Annotated in this window: 15 protein-coding genes; 4 read left to right on the top strand and 11 right to left on the bottom strand. The window is 71.6% G+C overall.

The window, feature by feature from the left end; genetic code table 11:
* The 9 genes from fabF to AB0O28_RS22220 all read right to left on the bottom strand — a co-directional run bounded on the left by fabF (window position 1) and on the right by AB0O28_RS22220 (window position 8,736).
* Window positions 1-1,233, bottom strand: a complete 1,233-nt coding sequence (fabF, locus tag AB0O28_RS22260; protein WP_363643030.1) for a beta-ketoacyl-ACP synthase II — start codon at window positions 1,231-1,233, stop codon at window positions 1-3.
* Between the two features lie 106 nt (window positions 1,234-1,339).
* Complete coding sequence (locus AB0O28_RS22255; protein WP_363643028.1) at window positions 1,340-1,579, bottom strand: acyl carrier protein; 240 nt, start codon at window positions 1,577-1,579, stop codon at window positions 1,340-1,342.
* 79 nt (window positions 1,580-1,658) lie between these two features.
* Window positions 1,659-2,615, bottom strand: a complete 957-nt coding sequence (locus AB0O28_RS22250; RefSeq protein WP_363643026.1) for a beta-ketoacyl-ACP synthase III — start codon at window positions 2,613-2,615, stop codon at window positions 1,659-1,661.
* Entirely contained in the window at window positions 2,612-3,508 is an 897-nt protein-coding gene (locus AB0O28_RS22245; RefSeq protein WP_363643025.1) for an ACP S-malonyltransferase, read from the bottom strand. Before AB0O28_RS22245 ends, AB0O28_RS22250 begins: the two co-directional genes overlap by 4 nt.
* A 117-nt stretch (window positions 3,509-3,625) precedes the next feature.
* On the bottom strand, window positions 3,626-4,726 hold the full coding sequence (locus AB0O28_RS22240) for a helix-turn-helix domain-containing protein (RefSeq protein ID WP_185948927.1): 1,101 nt from the start codon (window positions 4,724-4,726) through the stop codon (window positions 3,626-3,628).
* A gap of 298 nt (window positions 4,727-5,024) precedes the next feature.
* Entirely contained in the window at window positions 5,025-6,566 is a 1,542-nt protein-coding gene (locus AB0O28_RS22235; protein WP_363643023.1) for a DUF2079 domain-containing protein, read from the bottom strand.
* A gap of 154 nt (window positions 6,567-6,720) precedes the next feature.
* Window positions 6,721-7,194, bottom strand: a complete 474-nt coding sequence (locus tag AB0O28_RS22230) for a DUF350 domain-containing protein (RefSeq protein WP_363643021.1) — start codon at window positions 7,192-7,194, stop codon at window positions 6,721-6,723.
* 11 nt (window positions 7,195-7,205) lie between these two features.
* Complete coding sequence (locus AB0O28_RS22225) at window positions 7,206-8,369, bottom strand: glutathionylspermidine synthase family protein (RefSeq protein ID WP_363643019.1); 1,164 nt, start codon at window positions 8,367-8,369, stop codon at window positions 7,206-7,208.
* 13 nt (window positions 8,370-8,382) lie between these two features.
* Complete coding sequence (locus AB0O28_RS22220; RefSeq protein ID WP_363643017.1) at window positions 8,383-8,736, bottom strand: hypothetical protein; 354 nt, start codon at window positions 8,734-8,736, stop codon at window positions 8,383-8,385.
* A gap of 228 nt (window positions 8,737-8,964) precedes the next feature.
* Between AB0O28_RS22220 and AB0O28_RS22215 the strand changes: the two genes are divergently transcribed.
* From AB0O28_RS22215 to AB0O28_RS22200, 4 genes are all read left to right on the top strand, one after another.
* Window positions 8,965-9,990, top strand: coding sequence for a PHP domain-containing protein (locus AB0O28_RS22215; RefSeq protein ID WP_363643015.1), 1,026 nt, complete (start codon window positions 8,965-8,967; stop codon window positions 9,988-9,990).
* Between the two features lie 69 nt (window positions 9,991-10,059).
* Complete coding sequence (locus AB0O28_RS22210) at window positions 10,060-10,518, top strand: WYL domain-containing protein (RefSeq protein WP_363643013.1); 459 nt, start codon at window positions 10,060-10,062, stop codon at window positions 10,516-10,518.
* A 188-nt stretch (window positions 10,519-10,706) separates the two neighbouring features.
* Window positions 10,707-11,420: a YafY family protein gene (locus AB0O28_RS22205; RefSeq protein WP_363643011.1), complete on the top strand. Its 714-nt coding sequence runs from the start codon at window positions 10,707-10,709 to the stop codon at window positions 11,418-11,420.
* Between the two features lie 236 nt (window positions 11,421-11,656).
* Complete coding sequence (locus AB0O28_RS22200) at window positions 11,657-12,052, top strand: VOC family protein (protein WP_363643009.1); 396 nt, start codon at window positions 11,657-11,659, stop codon at window positions 12,050-12,052.
* A 272-nt stretch (window positions 12,053-12,324) separates the two neighbouring features.
* Here AB0O28_RS22200 and AB0O28_RS22195 read toward each other — a convergent pair whose 3' ends face one another.
* Window positions 12,325-12,876, bottom strand: a complete 552-nt coding sequence (locus tag AB0O28_RS22195; protein ID WP_363643007.1) for a hypothetical protein — start codon at window positions 12,874-12,876, stop codon at window positions 12,325-12,327.
* Window positions 12,873-13,556 carry a hypothetical protein gene (locus tag AB0O28_RS22190; protein WP_363643005.1) on the bottom strand — a complete coding sequence of 228 codons (684 nt, stop codon included), beginning with the start codon at window positions 13,554-13,556 and terminating at the stop codon, window positions 12,873-12,875. The genes AB0O28_RS22195 and AB0O28_RS22190 overlap by 4 nt, the downstream gene beginning before the upstream one ends.
* Window positions 13,557-13,737 lie beyond the last annotated feature (181 nt).

Genomic DNA, 13,737 nt, shown 5'->3' with positions numbered 1-13,737 from the left:
TCAAAACGTCGTGAAGGCCACGGCGACGTTGTGTCCGCCGAACCCGAAGGAGTTGTTGATCGCGGCGAGCTGGTCGCCCTCGAGCTTGCGGGGTTCGCCGCGCACGAGGTCGACCTCGATGCCGTCGGCCGGGTCGTCCAGGTTCGCGATGGCCGGCACGATCCGCTCGTGCAGGGCGAGAATGGTGAAGATCGACTCGATGCCGCCGGCGCCGCCGAGAAGGTGACCGGTCATCGACTTGGTGGCGGTGACGATCGCGTGGCCGCCGATGGCCTCCTTGATCGCACGGGCCTCGATCTCGTCGCCGAGCGGGGTCGATGTGGCGTGGGCGTTGACGTGGACGACGTCCGACGGGTCGAGGTCCGCGTTCCTGAGGGCCCGGAGCATGGCCTCCCTGCCGCCCTTGCCGTCCGGGTCGATCCCGGTGATGTGGAAGGCGTCGCTGGTGTAACCGGCTCCGGCGGCCACGGCGTAGATGCGGGCGCCGCGAGCCAGGGCGTGCTCCTCCGACTCCAGCACCACGATGCCCGAGCCCTCGCCTAGCACGAAGCCGTCGCGGCCCTTGTCGAACGGGCGGGAGGCGCGCTCGGGCTCGTCGTTGCGGGTCGACATGGCGCGCGCCGCGGCGAACGACGCCACGTTCAGACCGTGGATCGCCGCCTCGGTGCCGCCGGCGACCACGATGTCGGCCCGGCCGGAGCGGATCATGTCGATGCCGTAGCCGATGGACTCGGCGCCGGTGGCGCAGGCGCTGACCGTGGCGTGCGCACCGGCCTTGGCGCCCAGTTCGATGCTGATCCAACCGGCCGAGCCGTTGGGCATGAGCATGGGCACGGTGAACGGCGACAGCCGGTTCCAGCCCTTCTCCCGGTAGAGGTCGTAGGCGGACAGGATCGTTCCGATGCCGCCGATGCCGCTGCCGACCACCACGCCCAGCCGCTCCCCGTCCACCTCGGGGGCGCCCGCGTCCTGCCAGGCCTGCCTGGCGGCGATCAGGGCGAACTGCTCGGCCCGGTCGAGCCTCCTGGCCTCGGGCCGGGGAAGCACCTCGCCGGGATCGACGGCCGCCACGCCGGCGAACTTCACCGGCACGGTGTCGACCCAGTCCTCGGTGAGCGTGCGGATGCCCGACCGCCCCTCGAGGAGCGCCGACCAGGTCGATGCGACGTCTCCACCGAGGGGCGTCGTCGCGCCGAGCCCGGTGACTACGACACGTACCCGGTCCTTACTCACTTGTCTGCACTCCTCTTGCTAGCGGGGCGTGAAAGGGGGCCGGACGCGCCCTGTCGCCTCGCCGGAGACGGGGCGGGCACGTCCGTGCGCCGTCGTACGGCGAAGGTCAGGCCTGGATGAAGCTGATGACGTCCTTGACGGTCTTCAGGTTCTTGAGCTGGTCGTCGGGGATCTCGACGCCGAACTCGTCCTGGGCCGCGACGGCGATCTCGACCATGGAGAGCGAGTCGATGTCCAGGTCGTCCACGAAGCTCTTCTCCGGGGTGACCTCGTCGGCCGGGATCCCGGTGATCTCGTTGATGATCTTGCCGAGGCCCGCGAGGATCTCCTGCTCGGTCAGTGCCATGTCGCGACTACTCCTTGGGTTTACTGTCTTCAGGGTTTTCTGGGTTGCCCCAGTTCTGTACGGCAGGCCGTACAAGTCCTCAGGGGATCTCGATCACCTGGGAGGCGTAGGTGAGGCCGGCGCCGAAGCCCAGCAGCAGGGCCAGGTCGCCCGACCGGACCTCGCCGCGCTCGATCATGCGGGACAGTGCGAGCGGGATCGACGCGGCGGAGGTGTTGCCGGCGAGCACGATGTCCCTGGCGACGACGGCCTTGTCGGCGCCCAGCTTGCGCGCGATCGCCTCGACGATGCGCAGGTTCGCCTGGTGGGGGACGAACGCGTCCAGGTCGGCGGGGTCCACGCCCGCACGCTCGCAGGCGAGCTTGGCCACCGGGTGAAGCGCGGTGGTGGCCCAGCGGAACACCGTCTGGCCCTCCTGGTAGAGGAAGGACCGGCGGTCCTTGACCATGATCGCCTCGGCCTTGTCGCCGGCGCTGCCCCAGGCCACCGGGCCGATGCCCGGCCGGTCGGAGGGGCCCACGACCGCCGCGCCCGCGCCGTCGGCGAAGATGACGGCGGTCGACCGGTCGTCGCGGTCCACCCACTGGGTGAGCTTCTCGCTGCCGACGACCAGCACGTTGGTCGCCGATCCCGACCGTACCGCGTCGGACGCGGCGGCCAGCGCGTAGCAGAACCCGGCGCAGGCGGCGTTGAGGTCGTAGGCGCCGGGTGCCGTGATGCCGAGCCGGTGCGCGACGCGGCCGGCCGCGTTGGGGATGGGAGCCTCGATCGTGCAGGTCGCCACGATCACGAGGTCGATGTCGTCGCTCGACAGGCCGCTTGCCGCGAGGGCCTTGCCGCCCGCCTGCACCGCGAGGTCGATCTCCGACTCCTCCGGGCCCGCCACACGCCGTTCCTTGATGCCGACGCGGCTCTGGATCCACTCGTCGCTGGTGTCGAGCCGGGCGGCCAAATCGTCGTTGGTCACGACCTGGGCGGGCTGGTAGCCGCCGAAGGCGAGCACCCTCGCCGCGGGGGCGCCTTGACCGAGCCTCACTTCAGTACCTCCCGGGCGGTGTCCAGGTCAGCAGGGGTCTTGAGCGCCACGGTCTTCACCCCGGGCAGGGCCCGCCGGGCCAGGCCCGTCAGCGTGCCGCCGGGCAGCAGCTCGATCATGGTGGTGACGCCGCGCTCGGCCATCGTCGCCATGCAGGCGTCCCACCGGACCGGGTTGGCCACCTGATTCACCAGCCGGTTCAGGAACTCGCCTCCTCCGGCGACGGCCGCGCCGTCGGAGTTCGACACCAGCGTGACCGACGGCTCCGCGGGGGTGAGGGCCGCGGCCTCGGCACGCAGGTGATCCACGGCGGGGGCCATGTGGACGGTGTGGAAGGCTCCGGCGACCGCCAGGGGGCGCACCCGCGCCTTCTCCGGCGGCTCGGCCGCGAAGGCCTCCAGCTGCTCCCGTGTGCCGCCCGCGACGATCTGGCCGGCGCCGTTGATGTTGGCGGGGGTCAGGCCGTGCTTGGCGATCGCGGCCAGGACGTCCTCCTCCGCGCCGCCGAGCACCGCGCTCATGCCGGTCTCGGTGACGGCGGCGGCCTTGGCCATGGCCCGGCCGCGCTCGCGCACCAGCGCGAGGGCCTGCTCGGAGGTCAGCACCCCGGCGACAGCGGCGGCGGCGAACTCGCCCACGCTGTGCCCGGCGACCAGGTCCGGCCGGATCCCGAGTGTCTCGAACGACGCCAGGGCGGCCGCCACCAGGAGGGGCTGGGCCACGGCCGTGTCGCGGATCTCGTCGCCGCCGGCGGTCGTCCCGTACGCCACGAGGTCGAGCTCCACGATCTCGGACCATGCGGAGATCCGCTCGCGGAACTCGGGGATCTCGAGCCACGGACTGAGGAATCCTGGGGTCTGGGCGCCTTGGCCCGGAGCGACGATGACGAGCACGTACTCAACCCTGCCCTGTAGAGGTTCACCACACCGATGGAGATCCGAACGAACTTTGTGGCCGCCGCGTTGTGGGGTACCTACAGTTTCGGTGTCGAGGGGATTAAGGCACCCGGCTCAGGTTACGGACAGGCGCCCGAGTATGAGGCCCACCTGGAGGGTGAATGCGGACCGTCCCTCCGTGGGCTGGTACCCGGTCAGTTCCGTGATCTTACGAAGACGGTACCGCACGGTGTTGGGGTGGACGAACAGCAGCCGGGCGGTCGCCTCCAGGGAGGTCCCCTGCTCCAGGTACGTCGCGAGCGTGTCGAGCAGCGGGGTTCCGGCGAGCGGCTTGTAGACGTTCTCCACCAGCTGGGCCCGGGCGTCCTCGTCGCCGTCCAGCGCGCGTTCGGCCAGCAGGTCCTCGGCGAGCACCGGGCGCGGGGCGTCGGGCCATCCGGCGGCCGCGCGCAGGCCCGCGATGGCCGCGCGGGCCGACCTGGCCGCCGCGTGCAGGTCGGGCACCTCCGGCCCGATCACGACGGGCCCGGGGCCGAAGCGCGCCACCACGCCGCGCGCGGCGTCCTTGACGCCGTCCGCGCCGCCCACGATCACGATGAGCCGGTCGCCCTGCACCCCGGCGAGCAGCTCGTGACCGAGGCGCCGTCCCTTGTCGCGCAGCCCGTCGATGACGCTCTGCGGGTCCTCGTCGGGGGCGTACCCGGCGAAGACCACGACCGGCGCGGAGGTCCAGCCGAGCGCCGCGGCCCACGAGTGCAGCCCGTCGTCGACCTGGCCGCGCACCAGCGCGTCCACGATCAGCGCCTCCAGCCTCGCGTCCCACGAGCCGCGCGCCTCGGCCTCCCTGGCGTACACCTGCGCGGCGGCGAAGGCGACGTCGCGCGTGTAGCGCAGCATCGCGTGCCGCAGCAGCTCCGCGCCGCCGGGCGCGGCCAGCTCCTCGACCTGGGCCTCGACGACCTCGACGACGATGCGGACGAGATCGACCGTCTGCTGGAGCGACACGCTGCGCTTGAGCTCGCGCGGCGCCGTGCCGAAGAACTCGATGCTCGGCGTCGGCCGTCCCTCGCCCGCGTGGCCGAACCACTCCACGAACGCCGCGATGCCGGCCTGGGCCACGAGGCCCACCCACGACCTGTCCTCCGCAGACAGCGCGCGGTACCAGGCCAGCCGCTCCTCCATCCGGGCCATGGCGGCCGTCCCCAGGCTGCCCATGGCCCGGTCGAGCCGCCGTGCCGTGTCCTCCCGGATCCTGTCGTCCTCATGGGCCCTGTCCGTTTCCCGGGCCCTGTCGTTTTCCCGGGCACCGCCGTCCTCATGGGCCCTGTCGCTCATCGGCACTCCGTCTCCGGCCACCCGGACGACATCGTCGCCTCGCCCGTTCGCACGCATCTGCCCGCCGTTCCACGCGCCCCGCTCGCTCACGCCTACTAGCGTGCCAGGTCATCCCTGTGCACGCGCCGTACGGGGGCACGAGCGGTGTCGCCGCAGGTCGCGGCGGCGGTCCGCGGTGTCAGGCGCCGATGCGGTGCAGGACGACGATGTCGTCCCGGTCGAGGCGCAGCTCGTAGCCCTCGGTCAGGTAGCTGTCGATCAGGCCGCGCAGGTCGTTGTTGATCGAGGCCACGATCCAGGGCGTGCCCCGCTTCTGGTAGTCCCACCACAGCACCGTCGTCCGGCCGGACAGCCGCGCGCCGAAGTCGTCGCTCGCCTCCACCACCACGCCATCGGGGACCATGCTCATGGCCTGCTCCCGGGCCGCCGTACGCGGATCCGGGTGGTAGAAGTCCGGATTCATCAGGTTGTCGAACGGCCGGTAGGGGACCGTGGTGACCGCGACCGCGAAGACCGCGGCGGCGTAGGCCAGCCGCAGGCCGTGTCCCGGGCGCGGCACCCCGCGCCGCTCCAGCCACCGGATGAGCCGCGCCGCGCCGTCCACCCCGGCCATCAGCACGATCACGATCACGAACGCGTCGTAGTGCCAGCCGGTCGACCACCAGTTGTCCGAGTCGGCCAGCAGCCGCTCCAGAATCAGCGGCAACGCCGCCAGAACGAGGGGGGACAGCAGGCACAGGAACAGCGACGGCCACAGCAGCAGGCCCCAGGTGTCCCACTTCGGGTGGGCGTCGAAGAGCATGGCCACGAATTCGTGCGGCCGCGTGACGGCGCTCCACAGCATCTGCGGCAGGTCCTCGCCGAGCTTGGAGTAGCGCGTGTAGTAGGCCGGGTTCCCGCCCGCGAGGGGGATCAGGAACTTGCGCACCACCTCGAACACCGTCACCCCGGCGAAGGCCAGCCCGGCGCCGAGCCGGCGCTGCCCGGTGAAGAACAGCCAGGCGCCGAGGCCCACCACCATGAGGCCCAGGTCCTCCTTGGTGAGCAGCAGGCCGAGCACCGCGAGCAACCCGGGCAGGCGCCGCCCGGCGTGCAGCCGCTCGACGGCGATCGCGGTCAGCAGCGGCACGAAGGCCACCTCGTGGAACTCCACGGCCGTCGCCTGCGCGATCGGCCAGGAGATCGCGTACGCGACGGAGACGAGGTAGGCGTGCGGGGTGCCGAGCACGCGCCGGGTGAACATCCACACGAACGGAATGGCCAGGGCGAACAGCACCGCCTGTGCCACGAGCAGCGTCTCGGGCCCGTCATGGAGCCAGTAGAAGGGCGCCAGCACGGCCAGGATCGGCGAGAAGTGATCGGCCAGCTGGATGTAGTCCATGCCGAGGTTGCCGGTTACTCCGCGCAGCGGCACCGTGGGTGCGGAGAAGCGCGAGTAGCCGCGCACCGCCTGGTCGAAGATGACCAGGTCGTAGGTGCTCAGCTGGAAGTGGGCGAACCTGAGCAGGGAAAGGGTCCAGTTGAGGGCCGCCGACAACGCGCACAGCACGGACAGCGCGATCAGGTGGCGGCGGGACCTCAAGAACCGCACGGCGGGGCGCCGCGGCTCCGCCTCCCGTTCCTGGTCGTCCGCGCCGTCCGGCCGTTCCTCCGGTTCGACGGCGGTCGTGGCGCGTGACTCTTCCGACGGTTGCCCTGACGTCGCGGTCCCCGTGATCACGAGGAGGAGAGTAGGCCCTCAGGACAGGAACGGTCTATACGGGCGTCTCCCCTGAAACCGCTCCACGGGTGCCCCGCCGCTCCCACCTGGGGCTTCCGCCGCGTGCCGATGAATGTTTCACCGGCACGGGCGGGGTCCGTACGGGTTATACGGGTCAGATGACGGCGACGGCCGTGATGAGCCCGATGAAGAAGTGCGTCACGCCGAGGAGGACGGCGGCGGGCTGCAGTGTGGCCTCCCGGACGAGCTCACGCACCGAGATGCCGGCGACCTTGTCGAAGGCGACCATGCCGAGCGTCTGCACGGCGATGCCCACCAGGCCGAACGCGAGCGTCGCGAGCAGCCCTTCGCGCAGCGCGCCGCCGGACGACCAGATGGAGGCCGCGACGACGAGTCCGACGCCGGCGACGCTGGAGGCGGCCAGCACCGTGGCGTTGGGATTGCGGTCCGTACGGATGATCTTGCTGAGCCGGCCGGGGATGGCCAGATCCACGACGTAGAACCCGGCGACGAGCAGCAGCACGCCGAGGATGGCGTACGCGAGGATCGCCAGGGCGCCGTGCCCGAGCACGTCGGCGAGCGAGGTGCTCCCCGCGTCGGTCGGCAGGAGGGGCGCTGGAGTGGGCATGAGGTTCGCTTTCAGCCGTGGATGCGGTGGGGGACGAAAGAGGACGTGTCGTCGGTGACGAGGCCGGAGGTCTCCCGGATGCCGAGCCCGGCCGACTCGTCGTCGACCACCCACGCCCCGAGAACCGGACGCCAGCCGCCGAATTCCGGCAGCGGCGCGAACTCCTGGTAGACGAAGCCCTCCGTGCCGTACCCGCCCTCGGTCTCCACCTCGACGCCCGGTGCGGCGATCCGCATCGAGGCGCCCTCGCGGCCGAGCAGCGGCTTGCGCACGTAGCCGGGACCGCCGTCCAGCTCGCGGGGACCGTCGAGGTAGGCGGGCAGCAGGTTCGGGTGGCCGGGATACAGCTCCCACAGGATCGCCAGCAGGGCCTTGTTGGACAGCAGCATCTTCCACAGTGGCTCGATCCACGTCATCGAGATCTGCTGCGCGAGCGCGTGCGGCCCGAACGGCTCGGCGACGATCCATTCCCAGGGGTACAGCTTGCACAGCGTGCGGACGACCCGGTGCTCCATGTCGACGAACCGGCGGTTGAGCGCGTCCCAGCCGACGTCCTCCATCGCGATCGCCGCCGTGACCAGCCCCGCCTGCCGCGCGGTCTCCTGGAGATAGCCGATGGTCATCGCCTCCTCGCCCGTCTCGTCGGCGCTGGTCCACGCGAAGTGGGCCGGGCCCGTCTGCAGGGTGAGGGACTTCCAGCGGTCGATCAGGCGCTCGTGGATCGAGTTCCACTGGTCGTCGTCGGGATACACGTCCTTCAGCCAGAACCACTGCACGACCGAGCTCTCGACCAGGCTGGTCGGGGTGTCGGCGTTGTACTCCAGCAGCTTGGCCGGTCCCGTGCCGTCGTAGCGCAGGTCGAACCGGCCGAAGACGTGCGGGTCGCGCCGCCGCCACGACTCCGCGACGGCCGCGCGGCAGTGCGGGGGGATGCCGAGGTCGGCGAACCGGTCGAAGGCCACGATGTGGTCGGCCGCGGCCAGGCACATCCGGTGCAGCTCCTCGACCTGCTCCTCCAGTGCGAGGACCTCGTCCATGGTGAACACGTAGTGGACGCTCTCGTCCCAGTAGGGCCGGGTGAGGCCCTCGGGGTGGGCGGAGCGGTGGAACGCGAGTCCCTGCGACTCGATGAGGCCGGCCCAGTTCTCCCTGGGCGCCGAGGTCAGCCTGCGCACGTGCCGGCCCCGCTCAGCTTCCGCCGCCGAAGTGGAAGCCGAAGCCGCCCCGCTGCACGACCCGCCCCGTCCGGGTCGTGATGTGCGCGTCGGCCGGTCGTACGGTCGTGCCGTTGTAGACCCGGCCGCCGTTGCGGGCGCCGCCGTAGTACCAGCGGTAGGCGCCGTGCGAGCCGGAGTAGTGGCTGTGGCCGTCGTCGTCGCAGTAGGAGTCGTCCACGACCAGGTAGGACCCGTCCAGGTTCTGCGTCGAGGTGTCCACGCAGTCCGCGCCGACCTCCTCGTAGTCGTCCTGGGCCGCGCAGAAACCGACGAGCAGGACCGACAGGACGCCCAGGGTGCCGAGCTTGATCGCGGTGGAGGACATGGAACCGCCGGAGGGCGGTGAAGGTGAACCGGACGCACCGACGTCCCTCGCCATCGGATGAGGAGGCAGAGGGGAGGCGCCGGGTACGTGCGGTGGGACGGTCATCGCGCTCCTGCTGTCGAGATCGGCACACATTATCGTCTCGTTGGACGAACGGGACACAGCGGTGCGCGGTTCCTGATAAGCCCGTTATCTCCGGTCCGTCCAGGGCTCCGTACGGTGGGTAACGTGCCGGATGTGGACCCCGTCGAGGCACTCAAGCGCATCGCCTTCCTGCTGGAACGGGCCGGCGAGCCGACCTACCGCGTGCGCGCCTTCCGCGGCGCCGCCGCCGCGATCCAGGACCTGCCCCGGGAGGAGCTGGTACGGCTCGCGCGCACCGGCGGCCTGACGGACATAAGGGGCATCGGCAAGGTCACGGCCCTGGTCGTCACCGAGGCGCTGGACGGCGCCGTGCCGACCTACCTGCGGCGGCTCGAGGACACCGAGGACGTCGACCTGGACGAGGCGGCGCAGGCGCTGCGGTCGGCGCTGCGCGGCGACCTCCACAGCCACTCCGACTGGTCGGACGGCGGGTCGCCCATCGAGGAGATGGCGGGCGCCGCCCGCTCGCTCGGGCACGAGTACCTGGCGCTGACCGACCACTCGCCCCGGCTGACCGTCGCGCACGGCCTGTCCGCCGACCGGTTGCGGCGGCAGCTCGACGTGGTCGCCGAGCTCAACGAGCGGTACGCGGCGGACGGCGGGCCGCCGTTCCGCGTCCTGACCGGCATCGAGGTGGACATCACCACCGACGGCTCACTCGACCAGGAGCCGGAGCTGCTCGAACGGCTCGATGTCGTGGTGGCGAGCGTCCACTCGCTGCTGCGCATGGACGCGGCGGACATGACGCGCCGGATGGTCGCGGCCGTGGCCGATCCTCACGTGGACGTCCTCGGGCACTGCACCGGCCGGGTCGTACGCGGACGGGGGCGGCCGGAGTCGCGCTTCGACGCCGAGATCGTCTTCGAGGCGTGCCGGAGGTTCGGGGTCGCGGTGGAGATCAATTCGAGGCCCGACCGGCTCGACCCGCCCAAGCGCCTGATGCGGCTGGCGTACGAGATGGGGTGCGAGTTCGCGATCGACTCCGATGCTCACGCGCCCGGTCAGCTCGACTGGCAGCGGTTCGGGTGCGAGCGGGCGGCCCTGTGCGGGATACCGCCGGAGCGCATCCGCAACGCCCGCCCCTGGGGGACTGCTCCGGACTTGGGGTGATAGTCCTGTGGCGTCCGGGTGAGGAGTGTCGGACGGGTTTCGCCGCACTGATCGACGTAGCGTCGAATCATGAAACGCCGCGACGCGCTGCTGAAGGAGCTGAAAACCGCCGGGTGCCTGTCGGCCCGCGAGCTCGCCTCGCGTCTCGGGGTCAGCAGGAGCACGGTCGTGCGCGACGTGGCGAAGCTCCGGGAGGCCGGCGTCCCGATCCGGCTCGACCAGGGCGGCTACGCGCTCGCGGGCCCCGAGACGGTGAAGCGCGCCATCGACGAGGCGCTGCGCGGGCGGCACGTGCTGCGCCTGGAATACGCCGGCAGCAAGGGCGTGCCCACCGTCAGGGACGTCGAGCCGAGCATCTGCCTCGGCGGGCGGGGCGGGCACTGGTATCTGGTGGCCTGGTGCCGGCTGCGGAACGACGTGCGCGTCTTCCGGCTCGACCGGATCTCCCGGGCCGAGGTCACCGGCGAGCGCTTCCCCGAGCCGGGCCGCGACCGCCTGGCCGAGCTCGCCGAGGCCGTCGGCGGCTGATCCGGCCGTCCGTTCGCGCGCCGGGAGCCGGGGAGGCGTGTGCGGAAACCCCGGGAGGCGAGTGCGGGAGCCGCGGGAGGCCCACGCGGGGCGCCTGCGTGCGGCGATGACCGCCTTCACCTGCGACAGCGCGAGGAAGTCGAACGTGTCAGCGAGAAATGTCGGTGGGGTGGCCTACTCTCTGCGGCGTGAACCGTACCGACCGGCTCTACGCGATCGTCGAGGACCTGCGGGCGATCTCCCCGCGCTGCCGGTCCGCGCGTGAACTCGCCCTGCGCTTCGAGGTGAGCTCGCGGACCATCGAGCGGGACATCTCCGCGCTGCAGCAGGCCGGCGTGCCCATCTACGCGGAGGTCGGGCGCAGGGGAGGCTACGCCCTCGACAAGAGCATGTCGCTGCCCCCGCTCAACTTCACCCCCGCCGAGGCCGTGGCCGTGGCGATCGCCCTCAGCCGCACAGAGCAGCAGCCCTTCGCCGACGAGGCGCGCAGCGCACTGCGCAAGCTCGTCGCCGCGATGCCCAGCCCCGAGGGCGAGCGGGCCCGGCAACTGGCCGCCCGCGTGCAGATCCTCATCGAGGACGAGCCGGAGCTCCGATACATCGGATCGATCGGCCGGGTGATCGAGGAGGCCCTTCTCAAGGGCGTCGTTCTGCGCATCCGGTATGGCGACGCACAGGGTGTGCCGACGACCAGGGAGGTGGAGCCCGGCGCGTTCGTCGGCGGGCGGAGCGGATGGTGGTATCTGGTGGCCTGGTGCCGGCTCCGAGACGCCGTCCGCGTCTTCCGGCTCGACCGGATCACCGAGGCCGCCCTCACCGAGGAGCCCGTGCCAGGCCGGCCCCTGGAGGCGTTCGACGCCGAGGTTCCCGACATGATCGCCCGGACTCCCGCACTGGACTGATCGCGGATCCGAAAATATGTTCGTGAAAATCTGAAACACCGACAGGAGGGTGTCGCCGAAGGGCGGGAGGCTCTACTCGCGTGACAACGGGCCGGCCACGGCCCCGCTCAGCGCCTTCCCCCGCTCGTCACGCCGCCCGCAGCACCCGCGCGAGGTGGCAGCGCCCGTGCGAAAAGGCGACGCCCGCGCACGAAGAGGCGAGCGGCCAGAGAGAACTAGACAGAAAGAGACCGACGATGACCACTCCCGCCGCCCCCGCCGTCAACACGGTCGCCTGGTTCGAGATCGCCGGCGACGACCCCGAGGGCGTCCAGCGGTTCTACGGCGACCTGTTCGGCTGGCGGTTCCGGACCGACGAGGACTCGGCCGCCGTGGGCATGGACTACCGGGTCATCAGCTACGACGGTGACGACGAGATGCGTGGCGGGGTGCTGGGCACCGGTGGCGGCATGCCCGGCCACGCCATCTTCACCGTCATGGTCCGGAACGTGACCGAGACCTGCCGGAAGGTGGAGGCCCTGGGCGGGAAGGTGCTCAGCGAGGTGGTGGGCCACGAGGGCGGCCCCGACTTCGCCTACCTGCACGACACCTCCGGCAACCTCTTCGGCGTCTTCGCTCCGGCCGGTTCCTGACCGGCCGGAGCGTACCCAGGCCGTCCGGACGCCCGCCGGGATCCTCCCGTGCTTCCCCTGCGGCGCCTTTCCCCCCGGGTCCTTCCCCTCCGGGCCGTCAGGGCGTCCGGGCGGCCCTTCCCCATCGCCGCGAACGCGAAGGAGGGCCGGTCGGTGTGACCGGCCCTCCTGTGGCGTCCGTCGTGCCCCGGCGGGATCGGCGTTCCCACTGCGCGCACGACGCCCGGCTCGCGCTCCGACCGGCGGTCGTGGCCGGCCGGAGCGCACCGCTTTCAGTGCCGGGCGTACAGGTTCCTGCGGCGGGCGAGGACGATCAGGACCGCGGCGGCGGCCGCCACCGCGAGCACGATGATGCCGATCTTGAGCGCCATCCCCGCCGAGTCGTCGGCGTCCTGCTCGGCCCCGGCCGCCCTGGTGTTCAGCGCGGGCGCGGCGGCCGCCTGGGGGACGGCGACCGCTCCCGATTTCACCTGCACCGTCTTGGTCGCCTTGGCGGGCTCGGTCGCGGTCACGGTGACCTTCCACTCACCGGCCGGCAGCGGCTCGGCGGCGCGGTAGACGTTCAGGCCCTCGGACGCCGACCTGAGCGGCACCGGCCCGAAGGAGCGGCCGTCGGCGGAGGTCGCGACCAGCGTCGCCGCGACGATCTCCATGACGGGGTCGTTGCCGTCCTTGTAGGAGACCAGGACGTTGACGTTGTCGGCGCCGTCCCCGGTCACCTCCAGCTTGATCGGTTTGCCCTGGGCGGAGGCCGCGGACGCGCCGAGCGTCAGCACGAGCCCGGCCAGCAGGACGGTGAGGACGTAGGTCAGTGCCTTTTTCACGATTCGTGGGTCCCCTCGGGTTCGGTGTCGGGGGTGAGAGCCCCGTCGCCCGGTGATGTCGGCAGGTAGACGTGCTGGTGCCCGTAGCCCGCGTCGACACTCAGGGCGTCGAGGGCGGTGGCTCCGACCGACCAGGTGAAGATCGCGTCGGCGCGTTGCCGTACGACCAGGTCCATCGCGGTGGTGCGCGCCGATCCGGTGAGGTCCCGCGCGGCCGCGTAGGTGTCGACGGTCGTGGCGATCTGCCGGACTGCGGAGGCGAGGCTCGACCTCGCCACGTTGGTGGCCGTCTCGCCGGACGGCGGGTCGGCGAAGTCGCCGACGGCCGCGGTGGACGCCTTGCGCCAGTTCTCGACGTCGGCGTCGGTCACCACGGTGGGCCCCGCGGTGCCGTCGGCGGGCAGGGCCCGGTTCAGTCCGTCGAGCACGGGGACGAGCCGGTCGCGCGAGGTGCGCGCCAGCTCGGTCAGGGTCTTGATCTGTGTCTTGTCGCGGAGGGCGGATTCGGCGCGGATCTGGTTGGCGATCTGTTCGACGGACGACGGCCGGGTCACCGCGAAGACCAGGCCGCCGGCGACGAGCGCGCCGATCACGAACGCGGCCACGAGGCCGAGCGCCCGGCTCCGGGCCGGACGCCGGACCGGCGTCGGTTGCCTGGGTGGTCGGTTGATGGTCGCCACCTCCTGAGGGGCGGATGGTGCTGATCGGATGGAAGGGGGTCCCCCTGACGCGTGTCGCGGGGGCCTCGATCCGCCCGCGCGCTCAGGTGCTCAGGCCCCGAGGGGTGTGCCCCGGCTGTTGAGGATGAGTTTCTCGATGCGCTTGCGGCGGCGGGAAGCGGTCAGCCGGAAGGCGAGGAAG

Origin of the sequence: Microbispora sp. NPDC088329, assembly GCF_040685655.1 — a bacterium.
GTDB lineage: Bacteria > Actinomycetota > Actinomycetes > Streptosporangiales > Streptosporangiaceae > Microbispora.
The sequence above is the reverse complement of the archived record's forward strand: the minus strand, read 5'-3'. Positions and strand labels throughout refer to the sequence as shown.